The following is a 17,662-nucleotide window of genomic DNA, read 5'->3' as shown; positions in this document are numbered from 1 at the left end:
CGTCCCCCGGCCCGCAGTTGTTGTGTTCAGGTAAAGTTTGCCGCCCCGAAAAGCCGCCATGTCCACCCCGGTCCGAAAAGTGAACACCGCGTTCGCCGACACCCGCCCCGACCGTTTTGCCCACAAGGCGTTGCGCCACTGGGGCGAGCGCCTGATCGAGGGGGTGCTGTTTCTGGCCGCCTTCTCCGCGGTCGCGGTGACGGTTGCCATCGTCGCCATTCTGGTCTACGAGTCGCAGGCCTTCTTTCAGCACGTGTCGCTGAAGGATTTCCTGACCGACACGCAGTGGACCATCATGTTCACCGACAAGCACTTCGGTGTTGCGCCACTGCTGGCGGGCACGCTGACCACCACCGGCGTGGCGCTGCTGCTGGCGGTGCCGGTCGGAACGGTGACGGCGATCTACCTGAGTGAATTTGCCAGTCACCGCGTGCGCGAGACCGTCAAACCGACGCTGGAACTGCTGGCCGGCATTCCCACCGTCGTGTTCGGCTACTTCGCGCTGGTGATGGTGACCCCGGCCCTGCAGTGGTTCATGCCGGAGCTGCCCGGCTTCAACATGCTCGGACCGGGCCTGGTGATCGGCATCATGATCATTCCCTACATCAGTTCGGTGGCCGAGGACGCCATGCGCGCGGTGCCCATGCACATGCGCGAGGGTTCCTACGCGATGGGCGCCACGCGCCTGCAGACCGCCCTGAAGGTGGTGATGCCGGCGGCGACTTCCGGCGTGGTGGCGGCCTATATCCTGGGCATTTCGCGCGCCGTGGGCGAGACCATGGTGGTGGCGGTCGCCGCCGGCCAGCAGCCGAATTTCACCTTCGATCCGCGCGAGTCGGGCGCCACCATCACCGCCTTCATCGTGCAGGTGGCGCTGGGCGACCTGCCGCACGGCAGCCTCGAATACCAGAGCATCTTCGCCGTCGGCCTGGTGCTGGTATTGCTGACGCTGTTCTTCAACGTGCTCGGCCACCTGGTGCGCAAGCGTTTCCGGGAGGCCTACTGATGGCGTACGACGCGCAGGCCGTGCACCGCCTGGTGGCGCGCGGCAAACAGTGGGACAAGGTATTCGTCATTGTCGGTCTGCTGTGCCTGATGGTCGGCGTGCTGACGCTGGCGATGCTGCTGGTCGGATTGATTCAGGACGGCGCCGGCCGGCTGAACTGGCAGTTCTTCAGCCACTTTCCATCGCGACGCGCAGCGCAGGCCGGCATTCTGAGCGCGATTGTCGGCTCCAGCCTGGTCATGCTGGTCACGGCGCTGGCGGCGATTCCGCTGGGCATTGCCGCCGGCGTGTATCTGGAGGAGTACGCCCGGCGCAACTGGGTGACCGAGATCATCGAGGTCAACGTCACCAACCTGGCCGGCGTGCCGTCGATCGTCTACGGCCTGCTGGCGCTGAGCCTGTTCGTGTATGGAATGGGCTTCGGGCAGAGCATCCTGTCGGCCGGCCTGACGCTGGCGCTGCTGATCCTGCCGGTGATCATTGTGTCGACCCGCGAGGCCATCCGCGCCATCCCGGGCACCATCCGCGAGGGCGCATACGCGCTGGGTGCCACGCGCTGGCAGACGGTGCGCGACCACGTGGTGCCGTACTCGACCGGCGGCATTCTGACCGGCGTGATCATCGGCCTGGCGCGCGCCATCGGCGAGACGGCACCGGTCATCACCATCGGCGCGCTGACTTTCATCGCCTTTCTGCCGCCGGCACCGGTGGGTGGCGAGTTCCCGTTCATTTCCTTCGAGTGGCTGCGCTCGCCGTTCACGGTGATGCCGATACAGATGTTCAACTGGATGTCGCGTCCGCAGGCGGCCTTTCAGGAAAACGCCGCCGCCGCCGGTGTGGTGCTGGTGGTCATGACGCTTCTGATGAACGCCGCTGCCATCTGGCTGCGCGTGCGTTACCGCAAACGAATCAAATGGTGAGGGAAAGCGGCATGGATATGTCAGCCGGCGTGATCGGCGCGCAGGCGGCGGGCGCAACGATGCCGCCGCTGAAAGCCGAGGCCCGTGAGCTGGATTTCTTCTACGGCGAGTTGCAGGCGCTCAAGCACGTCAGCATGCCGGTAGCCGCCAACCGCGTGACGGCCCTGATCGGCCCGTCCGGCTGCGGCAAGTCGACTTTCCTGCGCTGCTTCAACCGCATGCACGACCTGTACGACGGCAGTCGCTACAGCGGCCAGATCGTGTTCCAGCCGGACGGTATCGACATCCTGGACCGGTCCGTGGACCCGATCGAGGTGCGCATGCGCATCGGCATGGTGTTCCAGAAGCCCAATCCGTTCCCCAAGTCGATCTTCGAGAACGTGGCTTACGGCCTGCGGGTGCGGGGCGAGCGCAGCCGGCGCGTGATGGCAGAAAAAGTCGAAGTGGCGTTGCGCGACGCCTCGCTTTGGGAGGAAGTCAGCGACCGCCTGGACGACATGGCCTTCAACCTGTCCGGCGGCCAGCAGCAGCGCCTGTGCATTGCCCGCGCGCTGGCCACCGAGCCGGAGCTGATGCTGTTCGACGAGCCGACCTCGGCGCTGGATCCGATCGCGACTGCCAACATCGAGGAGCTGATCCACCGCCTCAAGGACAAGGTCACGATCCTGATCGTGACGCACAACATGCAGCAGGCGGCGCGCGTATCGGACTACACCGCCTTCATGTATCTGGGCGAACTGGTGGAGTTCGGCGACACCAACCTGATCTTCACCAATCCGAAATCGAAGCGGACGGAAGACTACATCACCGGCCGTTACGGCTGAGCGCGGGGGCAAGCCATGACATTGGGCAAGGACGACATCGGCCATCACATCTCGCAGCAGTACAACCAGGAGCTGGAGAACCTGCGCAGCCACGTGCTGCACATGGGCGGCGTGGTTGAGCGGCAGATCGCCGACGCCATCAGCGCGCTGGAAGACGGCGACACGCAGCTGGCCGCTTCGGTGGTCGGCGGCGACCTGCAGGTCAACGCGCTCGAACTGAACCTGGACGAGGAGTGCAGCCGCATCCTGGCGCGCCGCCAGCCGGCCGCGGGTGACCTGCGGCTCATTTTCGCCGTCATCAAGACCGTCACCGACCTGGAGCGCATTGGCGATCAGGCCGAGCGGGTGGCGCGCACGGTGCTGGAACTGGCCAATGTCGAGCCCGGCCGCTCGCGGCCGACCATGCGGCACATGGGCGATCTGGCGCGCCGGCTGCTGAACAAGGCGCTCGATGCCTTCGCCCGCATGGACGTGGCCGCGGCGCTGGAAGTCGAGCGCGAGGATCTGGCGGTCGACAAGGAATACGAGGCCATCCTGCGCCAACTCATGACCTACATGATGGAAGACCCGCGCACCATCACCTGGGCGCTGAACCTGATCTGGGCGGCGCGCGCCCTGGAACGCATCGGCGATCACTCCAAGAACATCGCCGAGTACGTGATCTATCTGGTGCAGGGCAAGGATGTGCGCCACGTCAGCATCGAGGAGCGCGAGCGGCAGGTGCAGGGCGATATGCCCGCACAGCCGCCGACGGTTTGAACCGCTGCCGACGACCGTCGGCAGGCCCGTTGTGGGAGAGATTCCACAGCCCGGCGCATGTGCCGACGACTGATTGGGGTTGGTACACGCGCCCTTATGGGAGCGGCGCCCGCGCCGCGAACTCCGGAATCGTGCATTCGGCCCGACGGCGGGCCTCCCACACCGCAGCTTCAGGATTCTCGGTCATGGCCGCTCCTGCCAAATCGCGCGTCAGCCAGCCCGATAGGCGTCCTTGAGCTCGGCGTAGTGCGCCGCCGAGTGCACGAAAAACTCCAGCTCCTCGGGTCGCAGCTCGCGCACCGGCTTGGCCGGCCGGCCGGCCCATAGCCAGCCGCCGTACAGCTCCTTGCCGGGTGATACCAGCGAGCCGGCCGCCAACAACACGCCGCTGCGCAGCAGCGCGCCGTCCATCACCAGCGAGCCCATGCCGACCAGGCAGCGGTTCTCGATGGTGCAGCCGTGCAGGATGACCTGGTGGCCGATGGTCACATCGGCGCCGACGGTCAGCGGATCGCCGGCCGGCTTGTCCGGCGTCGGCTGGTTCACGTGCAGCACCGAGCCGTCCTGGATGTTGGTGCGCGCGCCGATGCGGATGCGGTTCACATCCCCGCGCAGCACGGAAAACGGCCACACGGACACGTCGTCGTCCAGTTCCACGTTGCCAATCGCCAATGCCGCCGGGTCCACCCAGGCGCGCGCGCCAAGGCGCGGCATATGTCCGCCGAAACTGCGCAGGTTCATGCTTACCTCATCAGCACCAGCTCTTCGCTGGCGGTCGGGTGAATGGCCACGGTGTCATCCAGATCGCGCTTGCGGGCACCCATTTTGACCGCCACGGCAAAGCCCTGCGTCATCTCGTCCGCACCGCGCCCGACCACGTGCACGCCGACTACCCGTTCGTCGGGGGCCACGCACACCAGCTTGGCGACGGTCTGCGGCCGGTGGCTGCCCAGCGCGTAGTACATGTCGGTGAAGCGTGTGGTGTAGACGCGCACCGCCTCGCCGTGCGCGGCGCGGGCCTGGGCTTCCGTCAGTCCAACACTGCCGACCGGCGGGTGGGCGAAGACCACCGACGGGATGTTGTCGTAATCGAGCCGGCGTTCGCTCTGGCCATCGAACAGACGATCCGCCAGCCGCCGCCCGGCGGCGATCGCCACCGGCGTCAGCGGCGCCCGGCCGGTGATGTCGCCCACCGCGTGGATGCCGGGCACCGTGGTGTCCTGGAAGGCATCGACCGGGATGTGGCCGTCCGCGTCCACGCCTACGCCGGCCAGTTCCAGGGCCAGCTCGTCGCTGCACGGCGCGCGGCCGACCGCCCACAGGACGCAGTCGTAACCGGCCAGCGACCGCCCGTCAGCTGCCAGCACGGCCAGCCCATCGTCGCGGCGCTCGACGCCGGCCGGTACGAAACCCCGCTGCAGGGCGATGCCGGCGGCCTCCAGGTGCCCGGTGACGGCTTCCTGCACCAGCGTGTCGAAGCTGCGCAGCACCGTCTGCCCGCGGATGGCGAGCGCCACCTCGCTGCCCAGCGCCCGCAGCACGCCGGCCAGCTCCACCGCGATGTAGCCGGCGCCGATCACCACCACCCGGCGCGGCTGCTCGGTGAGCGCGAAAAAGCCGTCGCTGTCGATGCCCAGCTGCGCCCCGGGCAGGTCCGGCACCAGCGGCCGGCCGCCGGCGGCGATCAGGATGTGGCGGGCGCGCCAAGTGTCGCCGTTCACGGTCACGGCATCCGGGCCGGCAAACCGGGCGTGGCCGCGCAGCAGCGTGACCCTGGAGCCGTCGAGCAGGTCCTTGTAGATGCCGTTCAGACGCGCCACGTAGGCGTTACGGGCCTGTACCAGCCGGGGCCAGTCCAGGCGCACGCCGTCCACTTGAAAGCCGTAGTCGGCGGCCAGGTGCAGCGCCTCGGCGATGCCCGCGGCGCTCCACATGACCTTTTTGGGCACGCAGCCGACGTTGACGCAGGTGCCGCCCAGGCGGGCGGCTTCCACCACCGCCACGCGGGCGCCGTACTGCGCCGCCCGCCGTGCGGACGCGATGCCGCCGCTGCCGCCGCCGATCACCAGATAGTCGAAGGTTTCGCTCGGCACGTCATTGCACCCCTGCATTGCCGGCAAGGTGCGGCAACAGTTCATGAAAATAACCGGCCGCCGCCAGCAGGCGGCTGCCCGGCCAGCAGAACATCTCGCCGTCGACCGGCAGGATGCGCGCCTGCGGCAACACGTCCGCCAGTTCCTGCGCATGCGCCGGTTTGAACGGATACGGCTCCGACGACAGCAGCACCACGTCCGGCGCGGCGGTGGCCAGGTCGGCGGCCGTCACTTCCGGGTAACGCGGGCGGCCCGCGAACACGTTGGCAAGACCCAGGCGCCGCAGCACATCGTCGATGAAGCTGCCGCCACCGGCAGCCATCCACGGCCGGCGCCAGATCAGGTACGCGCAGCGCAGGCCGTCCAGCCGCGGCAGCTCACTGAAAGCCGCCTCGACGTCGGCCGCGATACGCGCGGCGGCGGCTTCGGCGCCCAGTGCAAAGCCCACCGCGCGGGCCATGGCCAGCGCCTGCGCCACGGTGTTGGCTTCGGTCACGTACACTGGCGCAAAGGCGGCGATGGCGGCCACGTCCTGGGCGCGGTTCTCCTCGCGGTTGGCCAGCACCAGATCCGGGGTGAGCGCCCGAATGCGCTCGATATCTGGCGTTTTGGTGCCGCCGACGCTGCGCCGACTGGCGCGCGCCTGCGCCGGATGCACGCAGAACTTTGTTACCCCGACCACCCGCTCGCCGGCGCCCAGATCGAACAGCAGCTCGGTCTGCGAGGGCACCAGCGAGACGATGCGCTGCGGCGGGCCGGCCAGCAGCAGTTCGTTGCCGAGCCCGTCGCGCACGCGCCGCGGCCAGGGCCGTGGCGCCCCGTCGGCCAGCCGGCGCGCGGCCTGCAGGAGGATGCCGATCCGTTCGCCACTGCCGGCGCCGGGCCAGGCGGCGATGTCGTCCAGGCGCCGGCCGCAGCCGCTGCATGCATCGGCCGCCACCTGACAGGCATCGATGCAGGCGCTGGCAACCTCAGGCGGCGTCATGGGTCTGCTCCAGCACGGTCAGGAATTCGCCCAGGATCATGCCGGTGGCGCCCCAGATGCGCGTGCCCGGCAGCGCGAAATAGGGCACGCGCACGCGGCCCAGCGACTCGAAGCGCACCACCTCGAAGCCGCGGTAACGTGGGTTCAGCAGGCGCTCGAGCGGGGTTTCGATGACTGCCGCCACCTCGCGCGCGCAGGGCACGAAATCCGGCCGCGCCGCCGCGCTGGCCACGAACGGATAGACCAGATGATTGCTGGCCCGCACGTACAGCGGCGAGAGCGCGCCCAGCAGATCGAGCGCGGCCGGGTCGACGCCCAGTTCCTCCTGGGTTTCGCGCAGCGCCGTGTGCGCCAGCGCCTCGTCGCCCTCGCGCCGACCGCCCGGCAGGGCAACCTGGCCGCTGTGCGGGCCGTCGTAGTCGGGACGGCGGATCAGCGCCAGCGCCGGGTGGCCGCCCGCACCTGGGTACAGCAGCAGCAGCACGGCGGCCTCGCGGTGATCCTGCGGGATGGCCAGCCAGCGCTCATCCATACTGCCGAAGTAGGGTGCCGGTGCCATGCGTGCCTGACCGCTGCGCCCCGGCAGCGGCCCGCTCAACGCGGCGAGCAGCCGTTCCCGCAGCGACGGTGGGGACAGTGAACTGAGGCTGATCATGGCCTGAATGCAAGAAAAAGAGGCACCTTACCCCTGCTACGGGGTGCCCTGTCAACGCGGCGGCGATGCGTTTGCCGATGTCGTGGGCAGGGCGTAGATTGAAAACCGGCGCGTGCCTTGTGGATGGGGAAACCGCGGCGCCGCCCTGTCGAAGTCATTCCAAGGAGAACTCCATGCGTTTACCGCTTCAGATCACCGCCCGCGATATCGAGCTGACCGAGGCCATCGAAACGGCCGTGCGCAAGAAGGCCGAAAAACTCGACCAGTTCAGCGACCGGATCATGGCCTGCCGGGTGGTGATCGAATGCCCACACAAGCACCACCACAAGGGCGTGCTGTACAACGTGCACATCGACCTGACCGTGCCGGGCGCAGAACTGGTGGTCAAGCGCGAGCCGAACGAGGACCTGTACGTCGCGCTGCGCGACGCTTTCGACGCCGCCGCGCGGCAGCTGCGCGAGCATATGGACCGCACGCAGGACCACCACGGCCCCAACGGCGCTGCGGTGGCCGAAGGCTAAAGGCCGGCGTCTACCGCTTTTGGCGGGCGCGCCGGGCAACCCGGACTGATGCAGCGATTCCTCAGGCGCCGCGCAAGGCGGCGATGACCGGCGCTGTGGCGGGGCGCACACCCCGCCACAGCCAGAAGGCTTCCGCCGCCTGCTCAACCAGCATGCCGAGGCCGTCGTGGCAGGCACCTGCCCCGGCCTGCCGGGCGAGCGCCAGAAACGGCCCGGCGGCGGGGCCGTAAACAAGGTCGTAGGCCACCGTTTCCGGGCTGAACACGGCCACAGGCAAATCGGGCGCCCGACCGCCAAGACCGGCGGCGGTGGCGTTCAGTACCAGATCGAAACCGCTGCCGGGCGCCTGCAGGGGCGCGGCGCGGACCGGCCCGTGGGCGGCGAAGCGTCGTGCAAGGTCGCCGGCCCGCTGCGGCGTGCGGTTCACGATCACCAGCTGCGCGATGCCCGCGGCCAGCAGCGGACCGACGATGCCGGCCGCAGCACCGCCGGCACCGACCAGCAGCACGCGCCGGCCGGCGAGCACGAGACCGAGGTTCTGCGTCAGGTCGCGCAGCAGTCCGATGCCGTCGGTGTTGAAGCCGGCCAGGCGCCCGCCCGGCTCGACCCGCAGCGTGTTGACCGCCTGCGCCTGCCCGGCCAATGCATCGCAGCGGTCCGCCAGACGATAGGCCTCGTCCTTGAACGGCACCGTGACGTTGCAGCCCCGCCCGCCCTGCTCGATGAAGTCCCGCAGCGCCTCGGCGAAGCCATCCGGAGGCGCGTCGATCGCCTCGTAGCTGAGGCTCTGCCCGGTCTGGGCGGCAAACGCGGCGTGAATCTGCGGCGATTTGCTGTGGCCGACCGGGTGGCCGAACACGGCGTAGCGGTCCATGTCAGCCCTGCAGGTAGCCGGCGGCGTCGAGGGCGAAGTAGCTCAGGATGCCGTCGGCGCCGGCGCGCCGGCAGGCCAGCAGCGTCTCCAGCACCACCGCGCGCTCGTCCAGCCAGCCGTTCTGCGCGGCGGCCTTGAGCATGGCGTACTCGCCGCTGACCTGATAGACGAAGGTAGGCACGCCGAAGCGCTCCTTCACCCGCCGCACGATGTCCAGGTACGGCAGGCCGGGCTTGATCATCACCATGTCGGCGCCTTCGGCCAGATCCTGCGCCACCTCGTGCAGGGCCTCGTCGCTGTTGCCGCAGTCCATCTGGTAGCTGTGCTTGCCGGCGCCGCCCAGATTGGTCGCCGAACCGACCGCATCCCGGAACGGCCCGTAGAAGGCCGACGCGTACTTGGCCGAGTAGGCGAGGATGGCGGTGTTGACCAGCCCCTCGCGCTCCAGCGCCTTGCGGATGGCGCCGATGCGCCCGTCCATCATGTCGGATGGCGCCACCACGTCGGCCCCGGCGCGGGCCTGGCACACCGCCTGGCGCACCAGAGCCGCGACGGTGAGGTCGTTTTGCACGTAACCGTCGGCGTCGATCAGGCCGTCCTGGCCGTGCGAGGTGTACGGATCGAGCGCCACGTCGGTGATGACGCCAAGCTGCGGCAGGGCGGACTTGAGCGCCTGCACGGCGCGCGGCACCAGGCCGTCCGGGTTCCAGGCTTCGGCTGCGTCGGCGGACTTGCGGACCGGATCGATGACCGGAAACAGCGCCAGCGCCGGAATTCCCAGATCGACTGCCGCGCGGGCATGCTCGACCAGCAGGTCGATGCTGCGCCGCTCCACGCCCGGCATGGACACCACCGGCTCGCGCCGCCCCCTGCCGTCCAGCACGAACACCGGGTAGATGAGATCGGCCGGCGCCAGGCGCGCCTCGCGCACCAGTTCGCGCAAAAAGCCATGGCGGCGCAGGCGGCGCAGGCGGGTCGCGGGGTAATTGCGCTCGCTCACGTGCGGATCAGGCAAGGCCGTCGACGATGGCGCGCAGCGCCGCAAAGATGGCTTCCACCGGCTGCTCGCCGGGCACGCTGTGCAGCAGGCCGCGCTCGCGGTAATAGCCGATCAAGGGCGCCGTTTCGGCCTCGTAGGTGGCCAGGCGCTGCGCGACGGTGGTCTCGTTGTCGTCGCTGCGCTGAAAGGTTTCCCCGTCGCACAGATCGCACACGCCCTCGGTCGCCGACGGGGCGGTGTAGACGTTGTAGATGGCGCCGCAGTCGCGGCAGGTACGCCGGCCGGCGATGCGCCGTTTCAGCTCCTCGGCGCTGACGTCGATCAGGATGGCCGCCTGCAGCGGCAGGCCCAACCGGTTGAGCAGCGCGCCGAGCGCCTCGGCCTGCGCCAGGTTGCGCGGAAATCCATCCAGGATGAAGTCGCGCAGACCCTGCGGCCCGTCCAGCCGTTCCTCGATCAGGCCCAGCACGATGTCGTCCGACACCAGTTTGCCCGCGTCCATGGCGGCCTTGGCGCGCAGACCAACCGGGCTGGCGGCCTTGACGGCCGCGCGCAGCAGGTCGCCGGTGGACAGTTGCGGCACGCCATAGGTCTGCACCAGTTGCTTGGCCTGGGTGCCTTTGCCGGACCCGGGGGCGCCGAGCATCACGACTCGCATGAGAAATCCTTTAAGACGCAGTGAAGGGAGGCACACACCGCCGCATCGGGCGGGATATGGACATCAAGCCGGGGAAAGCTAAGGTATCGGTCGGCGCGACGTCAAACGCGCGCCGGTGCGGCGGGGGCTTGAGGCTATAATCCGGCGCCTTTTGTGCACAGTGCCTGCCGCGGCGGGCCTGCCTGGACCTTGATACATCATAAAGGGGGGAAGTTCATGACCATCGACCTCGCTCTGTGGCTCGCGATTGCAGCGGGCGCAGTGGCCATCGTCTACGGCCTGCTGGCCGTGCGCTGGATCGTCGCGCAGCCGGCCGGCAATGCGCGCATGCAGGAAATCGCCGCCGCCATCCAGGCCGGTGCGCAGGCTTACCTGAACCGCCAGTACACGACCATCGCGGTGGTCGGCGTGGTGCTGTTCGCGGTGCTGGGCCTGGCCCTGGATTGGCCGACCGCGGGCGGCTTCGCGGTCGGTGCGGTGCTGTCCGGCCTGACCGGCTACATCGGCATGAACGTATCGGTGCGCGCCAATGTGCGCACGGCGCACGCCGCCAGCATCGGCCTCAATCCGGCGCTGCAGGTGGCGTTTCGCGGCGGCGCCATCACCGGCATGCTGGTGGTCGGCCTGGGCCTGCTGGGCGTGGCCGGCTACTACCTGGCGATGCTGCAGGTGACGGACGCGGACCACGCGCTGCATTCGCTGGTGGGCCTGGCCTTTGGTGGCTCGCTGATTTCGATTTTTGCCCGGCTGGGCGGCGGCATCTTCACCAAGGGCGCGGACGTGGGCGCCGACCTGGTGGGCAAGGTCGAGGCCGGCATCCCCGAGGATGATCCGCGCAACCCGGCGGTGATCGCCGACAACGTCGGCGACAACGTCGGCGACTGTGCCGGCATGGCGGCGGATCTGTTCGAGACCTACGCCGTGACGCTGGTGGCGACCATGCTGCTGGCCGGCCTGACCATGCAGGCGCTTGGCATCAACGCCGTCCTGTACCCGCTGCTGCTGGGCGCCGTTTCCATCGTCGCCTCGGTCGCCGGCACGTTCTTCGTCAAGGTCAGCGACGGCGGCAAGATCATGAACGCGCTGTACCGGGGCGTGGCCGTGTCGGGCGTGCTCGCTGCCGTGGCGTTTTATCCGATTTCCACCGCGCTACTGGGCGAGCAGGCGATGAGTCTTTACTACTGCTCCCTGATCGGTCTGGCGCTGACCGCCGCCATGGTGGTCATCACCGAGTACTACACGGCGACCGAGTACGGGCCGGTGCGCGGTATCGCCGCGGCCTCGCAGACCGGCCATGGCACCAACGTCATTGCCGGTCTTGCGGTGTCCATGCGCTCGACGGCACTGCCAGTGCTGGCCGTGTGCGTCGCCATTGGCGCCTCGTATCAGCTGGGCGGCCTGTACGGCATCGCCATCGCCGCCACCGCCATGCTGTCGATGACCGGCATGATCGTGGCGCTGGACGCCTACGGCCCGATCACCGACAACGGTGGCGGCATCGCCGAGATGGCTGGTCTGCCCGGCAACGTGCGCACCATCACCGACGCGCTGGACGCCGTCGGCAACACCACCAAGGCGGTGACCAAGGGTTACGCCATCGGCTCGGCCGGCCTGGCGGCGCTGGTGCTGTTTGCCGACTACACGGCCAACCTCGACGCGATCGGCAAGCTGCAGGTGTTCAGCCTGTCGGATCCGGCAGTCATCATCGGCCTGTTCATCGGCGGCCTGGTGCCGTATCTGTTCGGCGCCATGGCGATGGAAGCGGTCGGCCGCGCGGCCGGTTCGGTGGTGGTGGAAGTGCGCCGCCAGTTCAAGGAAATCCCCGGCATCATGGAGGGCACGGCCAAGCCGGACTACTCCAGGGCCGTGGACATGCTGACCAAGGCCGCCATCAAGGAAATGATCGTGCCCTCGCTGCTGCCGATCCTGGTGCCGGTGCTGGTCGGCTTTGGCATGAACTACCTGATGGGGCCCGGTGCCGGCGTGAAGGCGCTGGGCGGTTTGCTGATCGGCACCATCGTGACCGGTCTTTTCGTGGCCATCTCGATGTGCACCGGCGGCGGCGCCTGGGACAATGCCAAGAAGTACGTCGAGGAAGGCCACTACGGCGGCAAGGGTTCGGAAACCCACAAGGCGGCCGTCACCGGCGACACCGTGGGCGATCCCTACAAGGACACCGCCGGTCCGGCCATCAACCCGCTGATCAAGATCATCAATATCGTGGCCCTGCTGCTGGTGCCGTTGCTTTAGGCCAACAGCCAGGGTGTCTTGACGCGCCCTCGCCCCTCCATAGGGGGCGAGGGCGTTTTCGTTTCATACGGCCGGACGCAGCACCGTAACCGCCGTGCCAGTATCCTTGCGCCCCCTTCGATGTCCCCCGCTACCTGCAAGGAGTACGCAATGGGCCTGGATCTGGTCCCCGCCGGCGGCGATTTGCCGCACAACATCAACGTCATCATCGAAATCCCCAAGGATTCCGAGCCGGTCAAGTACGAGGTCGACAAGGCTTCCGGCGCGATCTTCGTGGACCGCATCCTGTCCACGCCCATGCGCTACCCGTGTAACTACGGCTACATCCCGCACACCGTGTGCGGCGACGGCGATCCGGCGGACGTGCTGGTGATCCTGCCGCTGACGCTGATTCCAGGCTCCGTGATCCGCTGCCGGCCGGTGGGCGTGCTGCGCATGACCGACGAGGCTGGCGCGGACGAGAAGATTCTGGCGGTGCCCGACGACAAGGTGTTTGCCGGCTACTCGCACATTCACGACATCGCCCAGGTTTCGCCGCACTGGCTCGAGCGCATCGGCCATTTCTTCGAGCACTACAAGGACCTGGAGAAAGGCAAGTGGGTGAAGCTGGACGGCTGGGACGACGCGGCGGCGGCAAAGACCCTCATCACCGAGGCCCTGCAGCGTTACACGAACACCCCCGGCCACGCCTGAGCTGATTGGCCCGGGCGCGTCAACCCCCGGCCGGCGTATTGCGCGCCACCCAGCGACTGCCGCCATCAGCCAGGGATTCCTTCTTCCAGAACGGCGCCCGGTGCTTGAGCTCCTCGATCAGGTAGCGACAAGCGGTAAACGCCGCCTCGCGGTGCGCCGACCAGGCGGCGGTCAGCACGATGGCATCGCCAGGCTCGATCGGCCCCACGCGATGCACGATCAGCACATCGTTCAGCAACCAGCGCGTCCGGGCTTCGTCCGCGATGCCGGCCAGCGCCCGCTCGGTCATGCCCGGATAGTGTTCGAGCGTCATGGTGCGCACGCTGTCGCCGTCGTTGAAATCGCGCATCGTGCCGACGAACACCGCGCAGGCGCCGCTGCCCGCACCGCTGTGGGCCGCCTGCCGGGCGGCCAGGCGCGCCCACGGATCGAATGCTCCTGCGACCAGCTCGACACTCACCTCAGCCTCCGGTGACCGGCGGGAAAAACGCCACTTCGTCGCCGTCGCGCACCGCCGCATCCGGGGCGGCGTAATCGTGATTGACCGCGCACAGGATGCCGGCCGGCAAGGCCTGGGTGCCCGTCACCGCGCACCATACGTCCGCAATCCGGGCGCCGGCCGGCAGGGCGATGTCGGCGCCGTCGCGGCCGAGCGCCTCGCGCAGACTGGCAAAAAAGCGCACTTGGATGGTCATGGTCGAAACGTCCGGGGCAGGGCACACCATAATAGCGACCCGCTTACCGATCGCGTTCGTCCTGTCATGAGCAAAGCCAGCGATACCGCGCGCAGCCTGCGCGTGGCGGTCCTCACCTACTCCAACCGCCGCACTCGCGCGGATGACAGCACCGGCGACCTGATCCGCGCGCAGCTGCTCGCTGCCGGTCACCGCATCGGCGCATCCGCCATCCGCCACGGCGACGCGCCGCTCATGCGCGAATTCCTGCACGGCTGGCTTGCCGATCCGGCCATCGACGTGGTGATTTCAAACGGCGGCACCGGCATCACCGACTGCATGCCGGAGGCCGCGGCACCGCTGATCGGGCACGACATCCCCGGTTTCGCCGCGCTGTTTCAGGTGCTGTCGCTGCAGGAGATCGGCAGCTCCGGCATGTTGTCGCGCGCCAGCGCCGGACTGGCCGGCGGCAAGCTGCTGTTCCTGCTGCCGGGTTCGGAAAACGGCAGCCGGCTGGCGATGCAGCGCTTGGTCATCCCGCAGCTGGACAGCACCACGCGCCCGTGCAGCCTGGCAGGGTTGCTCGTCGATGAGTGAGCTCACGCACTTCAACCGGCGCGGAGAGGCGCACATGGTCGACGTCGGCGACAAGCCGGTCACACAGCGCGAGGCAGTGGCCGGCGGGCGCATCCTGATGCAGGCGGACACGCTGGCGCGGATTCGGGCCGGCGATCACAGGAAAGGCGACGTGCTGGGCATCGCCCGCGTCGCCGGCATCATGGCCGCCAAGCGCACCGCCGAACTGATTCCGCTGTGCCATCCGCTGTCGCTGACCGCCGTCAGCATCGACTTCGAGCTGCAGGACACGCCGCCGGCGGTGATATGCCGCGCAAAGGTGCGCACCGGCGGGCAGACCGGCGTCGAGATGGAGGCACTCATGGCGGTGCAGATCGCGCTGCTGACGATCTACGACATGTGCAAGGCGGTCGACCGGGGCATGACCCTGACCGACATCGGCCTGATCGAGAAGCACGGCGGCAAGTCCGGGGTCTGGCGCCGGGTGGAATCGGCGGGGGAATAAGGCCGAGGGCGTCTCAACCCAGCAGCAGTTCCAGCAGCGCCTTTTGCGCGTGCAGGCGGTTTTCCGCCTCGTCCCAGACCACGCTTTGCGGCCCGTCGATCACGTCGGCGCTGACCTCCTCGCCGCGGTGTGCCGGCAGGCAGTGCATGAAGATCGCTCCCGGCGCCGCCTGCGCCAGCAGCGGCGCATTCACCTGGAAGCCCGCGAATGCCTGCACACGCGCGGCGGCCTCGTCTTCCTGGCCCATGCTGGCCCACACGTCGGTGATGACGGCGTCGGCGCCGGCCACGGCTGCGGGCGGGTCGTCCAGCACCTGTACGCAGTCGGTGTAGGCGGCCTGAAGTGCGGCCTCCGGCTGGTAGCCGGCCGGTGCCGCAACGCGCAGGTTGAAACCGAACAGCCGGGCCGCTTCCATCCACGACTGGCAAACGTTGTTGCCATCGCCCACGAAGGCCGCGCTGCGACCGCGGACGTCGCCGTGGCGTTCGATCCAGGTCAGGATGTCGGCCAGCAGCTGGCAGGGGTGAAAACGGTCCGTCAGCGCGTTGATGACCGGCACCGCCGAGTGGGCGGCGAACAGCTCCAGGCGCTCGTGGCTGAAGGTGCGCACCACCAGCACGTCCACCATCCGCGACAGCACGCGGGCCGAGTCTTCGACCGTCTCGCCGCGACCGAGCTGGATGTCGCGAGGCGACAGGAACATGGTGTGCCCGCCAAGGTGCGTCCAGGCGGCCTCGAACGAGGCCCGGGTGCGGGTCGAGGACTTCTCGAACAGCATCGCCAGCACCTTGCCGGCGTAGGGCGTGGCGCGCTCGCCGCGGCGGTGGGCAGCCTTCAGCTCGGCGGCACGGGCCATCAGCGTGGCCAGCTCGGCCGGCGTCAGATCGGTCAGGGTCAGGAAATGCCGTGCGGCCATGACGAAGCTTCTCAATTCTCAGCACAGAACTCGACGATCAGCGGGCACAGGGTGTCCAGCAGCAGCTCAGCCTCGTCGTCGCTCATCACCAGCGGCGGCAGCAGGCGCACCACCCGCTCGGCGGTGACATTGATCAGCAGGTGTTTTTCGAGCGCCTGTCGCACCAGTGCGGCGCATGGTCGGTCGAGCTCGATGCCGATCAGCAGCCCCAGGCCGCGCACCTCGACCACCCCGGGACAAGCGGCCAGCCGCTCGCGCAGTGCCTGAAGCAAATACGCGCCCAACTGCGCAGCGCGCTGGGCAAGCCCGTCGCGTTCGATGATGTCCAGCGTGGTCAGCGCTGCCCGGCAGGCCAGCGGGTTGCCGCCGAAGGTGCTGCCGTGATTGCCCGCCTGCAGCACGTCGGCGGCCTTGCCGCCGGCCAGGCAGGCACCGATCGGCACGCCATTGCCCAGGCCCTTGGCCAAGGTCATCACATCCGGCCGGATGCCGGTGTGCTGAAAGGCGAACCAGCGGCCGCTGCGCGCCATGCCGGTCTGGATTTCGTCCAGCATCAGCAGCCAGTCATGCTGATCGCACAGGGCGCGCACGCCGGCCAGATAGTCGGCCGACGGCAGACGGATGCCGCCTTCGCCCTGCACCGGTTCGAGCAGTACTGCCACCACATCGCGCTGGTGCTCGGCCACCCGGCGCAGCGCGTCCAGATCGTCATACGGCACGCGGGTGAAACCCTGCACCAGCGGCTCGAAGCCGGCCTGCACCTTGCGGCTGCCGGTGGCGCTCAGCGTGGCCAGCGTGCGGCCGTGGAAACTGCCGTCGGCCACCACGACCGTCGGCACGGCTACGCCGCGTGCGTGCCCATATTTGCGGGCGATCTTGATCGCCGCTTCGTTGGCCTCGGCGCCGGAATTGCAAAAGAATGCCTGCTGCATTCCGGACAGCGCGGTCAGGCGCTCGGCCAGTCGTGCCTGAAGCGGCACCTGGTAGAGGTTTGAGGTATGCACCAAAGTGGCGGCCTGCTCGGCGATGGCCCGCGCCACTTCCGGATGGGCGTGCCCGAGTCCACACACCGCAATGCCGGACAGGGCGTCCAGATAGCGCTCGCCGTGCGTGTCCCACAACCAGACGCCGGCGCCGCGGTCGAACGCCACCGGCTGGCGAGCATAGGTGGCCATCAGGGCCGCATCCTGGCCAGACATTTCACTACCCCAGAAAGCAAAAACAGCCGACAAAGCGGCTGTCTTGAGAAACCAAAAGTCTAGCACCATATTTTCCTTGACAAGGCTTTCAAACGCTGTGTTGACAAGGCGCAGGCGCGACTTCAGCATTGCGTCGAGGCCCATTTTCGAAACGTGCTGCCGTGTCGGCGGCGCAGCCGGGGCGATAACAGCGTGGCGGCGCCATCCGCTGCAATACGTGGCAGTGATTTCGAATGAGTAACGGGGAACGACGCGGCAACGACGGCGCACTCGACGTCCGCGAAGCCAAGCCCAAAGTGGCCCAGCCACCGCTGTACACGGTGGTGTTGCTCAACGACGACTACACGCCGATGGAGTTTGTGGTGCACGTGCTGGAGCGCTTCTTCGGCCTGGACCGCGAGCGCGCCACGCAGGTCATGCTGCACGTCCACACCCGCGGCAAGGGCGTCTGTGGCGTCTATACACGCGAGATTGCGGAGACCAAAGTGGCACAGGTTGTGCAGTACTCACGCGAGAACGAACATCCCCTGCAATGCGATATGGAAGTAGCCTGA

General features: G+C 68.3%; 21 protein-coding genes. 10 read left to right on the top strand and 11 right to left on the bottom strand.

Annotated features, from left to right (window positions below):
* Positions 1-58 precede the first annotated feature (58 nt).
* The 4 genes from pstC to phoU are packed head-to-tail and all read left to right on the top strand — an operon-like array spanning position 59 to position 3,509.
* Complete coding sequence (gene pstC / locus PG2T_RS08825) at positions 59-1,006, top strand: phosphate ABC transporter permease subunit PstC (protein WP_068804314.1); 948 nt, start codon at positions 59-61, stop codon at positions 1,004-1,006.
* Positions 1,006-1,926, top strand: a complete 921-nt coding sequence (gene pstA, locus PG2T_RS08820) for a phosphate ABC transporter permease PstA (protein ID WP_068804311.1) — start codon at positions 1,006-1,008, stop codon at positions 1,924-1,926. Before pstC ends, pstA begins: the two co-directional genes overlap by 1 nt.
* A gap of 17 nt (positions 1,927-1,943) precedes the next feature.
* Complete coding sequence (pstB, locus tag PG2T_RS08815; protein ID WP_083215033.1) at positions 1,944-2,750, top strand: phosphate ABC transporter ATP-binding protein PstB; 807 nt, start codon at positions 1,944-1,946, stop codon at positions 2,748-2,750.
* Between the two features lie 15 nt (positions 2,751-2,765).
* Entirely contained in the window at positions 2,766-3,509 is a 744-nt protein-coding gene (gene phoU / locus PG2T_RS08810) for a phosphate signaling complex protein PhoU (protein ID WP_068804309.1), read from the top strand.
* Between the two features lie 210 nt (positions 3,510-3,719).
* On the opposite strand, the gene PG2T_RS08805 is transcribed toward phoU, so the two are convergent.
* The 4 genes from PG2T_RS08805 to PG2T_RS08790 are packed head-to-tail and all read right to left on the bottom strand — an operon-like array spanning position 3,720 to position 7,242.
* Entirely contained in the window at positions 3,720-4,250 is a 531-nt protein-coding gene (locus PG2T_RS08805) for a gamma carbonic anhydrase family protein (RefSeq protein ID WP_068804307.1), read from the bottom strand.
* A gap of 2 nt (positions 4,251-4,252) precedes the next feature.
* Positions 4,253-5,602 (bottom strand): glutathione-disulfide reductase, encoded by a 1,350-nt coding sequence (gene gor, locus PG2T_RS08800; protein WP_236953231.1) that lies wholly within the window; start codon positions 5,600-5,602, stop codon positions 4,253-4,255.
* A 1-nt stretch (position 5,603) separates the two neighbouring features.
* Positions 5,604-6,587: a helical backbone metal receptor gene (locus PG2T_RS08795; RefSeq protein WP_083214842.1), complete on the bottom strand. Its 984-nt coding sequence runs from the start codon at positions 6,585-6,587 to the stop codon at positions 5,604-5,606.
* Positions 6,574-7,242, bottom strand: a complete 669-nt coding sequence (locus PG2T_RS08790; protein ID WP_068804302.1) for an NUDIX hydrolase — start codon at positions 7,240-7,242, stop codon at positions 6,574-6,576. Before PG2T_RS08790 ends, PG2T_RS08795 begins: the two co-directional genes overlap by 14 nt.
* 173 nt (positions 7,243-7,415) lie before the next feature.
* Between PG2T_RS08790 and hpf the strand changes: the two genes are divergently transcribed.
* A complete protein-coding gene (hpf, locus tag PG2T_RS08785) occupies positions 7,416-7,763 on the top strand; it encodes a ribosome hibernation-promoting factor, HPF/YfiA family (protein WP_068804300.1) in 348 nt (115 codons plus the stop codon).
* Between the two features lie 61 nt (positions 7,764-7,824).
* On the opposite strand, the gene aroE is transcribed toward hpf, so the two are convergent.
* Genes aroE through PG2T_RS08770 form a run of 3 tightly spaced genes read right to left on the bottom strand, consistent with a single transcriptional unit; the run spans position 7,825 to position 10,295 of the window.
* A complete protein-coding gene (aroE, locus tag PG2T_RS08780; protein ID WP_068804298.1) occupies positions 7,825-8,637 on the bottom strand; it encodes a shikimate dehydrogenase in 813 nt (270 codons plus the stop codon).
* A gap of 1 nt (position 8,638) precedes the next feature.
* Complete coding sequence (gene hemB, locus PG2T_RS08775; RefSeq protein WP_068804296.1) at positions 8,639-9,637, bottom strand: porphobilinogen synthase; 999 nt, start codon at positions 9,635-9,637, stop codon at positions 8,639-8,641.
* A 7-nt stretch (positions 9,638-9,644) separates the two neighbouring features.
* Complete coding sequence (locus tag PG2T_RS08770) at positions 9,645-10,295, bottom strand: adenylate kinase (RefSeq protein WP_068804294.1); 651 nt, start codon at positions 10,293-10,295, stop codon at positions 9,645-9,647.
* A gap of 216 nt (positions 10,296-10,511) precedes the next feature.
* On the opposite strand from PG2T_RS08770, the gene PG2T_RS08765 reads away from it, so the two are divergent.
* Positions 10,512-12,545 (top strand): sodium-translocating pyrophosphatase, encoded by a 2,034-nt coding sequence (locus PG2T_RS08765; RefSeq protein ID WP_068804292.1) that lies wholly within the window; start codon positions 10,512-10,514, stop codon positions 12,543-12,545.
* Between the two features lie 150 nt (positions 12,546-12,695).
* Positions 12,696-13,238 carry an inorganic diphosphatase gene (gene ppa, locus PG2T_RS08760; protein WP_068804290.1) on the top strand — a complete coding sequence of 181 codons (543 nt, stop codon included), beginning with the start codon at positions 12,696-12,698 and terminating at the stop codon, positions 13,236-13,238.
* 19 nt (positions 13,239-13,257) lie between these two features.
* On the opposite strand, the gene PG2T_RS08755 is transcribed toward ppa, so the two are convergent.
* Both PG2T_RS08755 and PG2T_RS08750 read right to left on the bottom strand, forming a co-directional pair.
* Positions 13,258-13,698, bottom strand: coding sequence for a molybdenum cofactor biosynthesis protein MoaE (locus PG2T_RS08755; RefSeq protein ID WP_068804288.1), 441 nt, complete (start codon positions 13,696-13,698; stop codon positions 13,258-13,260).
* Between the two features lies 1 nt (position 13,699).
* Positions 13,700-13,933, bottom strand: coding sequence for a MoaD/ThiS family protein (locus PG2T_RS08750; protein WP_068804285.1), 234 nt, complete (start codon positions 13,931-13,933; stop codon positions 13,700-13,702).
* 66 nt (positions 13,934-13,999) lie between these two features.
* On the opposite strand from PG2T_RS08750, the gene PG2T_RS08745 reads away from it, so the two are divergent.
* On the top strand, positions 14,000-14,509 hold the full coding sequence (locus PG2T_RS08745; protein WP_068804283.1) for a molybdopterin-binding protein: 510 nt from the start codon (positions 14,000-14,002) through the stop codon (positions 14,507-14,509).
* Positions 14,502-14,993, top strand: a complete 492-nt coding sequence (gene moaC, locus PG2T_RS08740; RefSeq protein ID WP_068804281.1) for a cyclic pyranopterin monophosphate synthase MoaC — start codon at positions 14,502-14,504, stop codon at positions 14,991-14,993. Before PG2T_RS08745 ends, moaC begins: the two co-directional genes overlap by 8 nt.
* A gap of 13 nt (positions 14,994-15,006) precedes the next feature.
* Here the strand turns inward: moaC and argF are convergent, their stop codons facing one another.
* Positions 15,007-15,909 (bottom strand): ornithine carbamoyltransferase, encoded by a 903-nt coding sequence (argF, locus tag PG2T_RS08735; RefSeq protein WP_068804279.1) that lies wholly within the window; start codon positions 15,907-15,909, stop codon positions 15,007-15,009.
* Between the two features lie 11 nt (positions 15,910-15,920).
* Positions 15,921-17,084 (bottom strand): aspartate aminotransferase family protein, encoded by a 1,164-nt coding sequence (locus tag PG2T_RS08730; RefSeq protein WP_202816292.1) that lies wholly within the window; start codon positions 17,082-17,084, stop codon positions 15,921-15,923.
* A 257-nt stretch (positions 17,085-17,341) separates the two neighbouring features.
* On the opposite strand from PG2T_RS08730, the gene clpS reads away from it, so the two are divergent.
* A complete protein-coding gene (clpS, locus tag PG2T_RS08725; protein ID WP_068804275.1) occupies positions 17,342-17,662 on the top strand; it encodes an ATP-dependent Clp protease adapter ClpS in 321 nt (106 codons plus the stop codon).

Source organism: Immundisolibacter cernigliae, from assembly GCF_001697225.1.
Classification (GTDB): domain Bacteria; phylum Pseudomonadota; class Gammaproteobacteria; order Immundisolibacterales; family Immundisolibacteraceae; genus Immundisolibacter; species Immundisolibacter cernigliae.
This window is presented reverse-complemented; position numbering and strand designations above follow the sequence as displayed.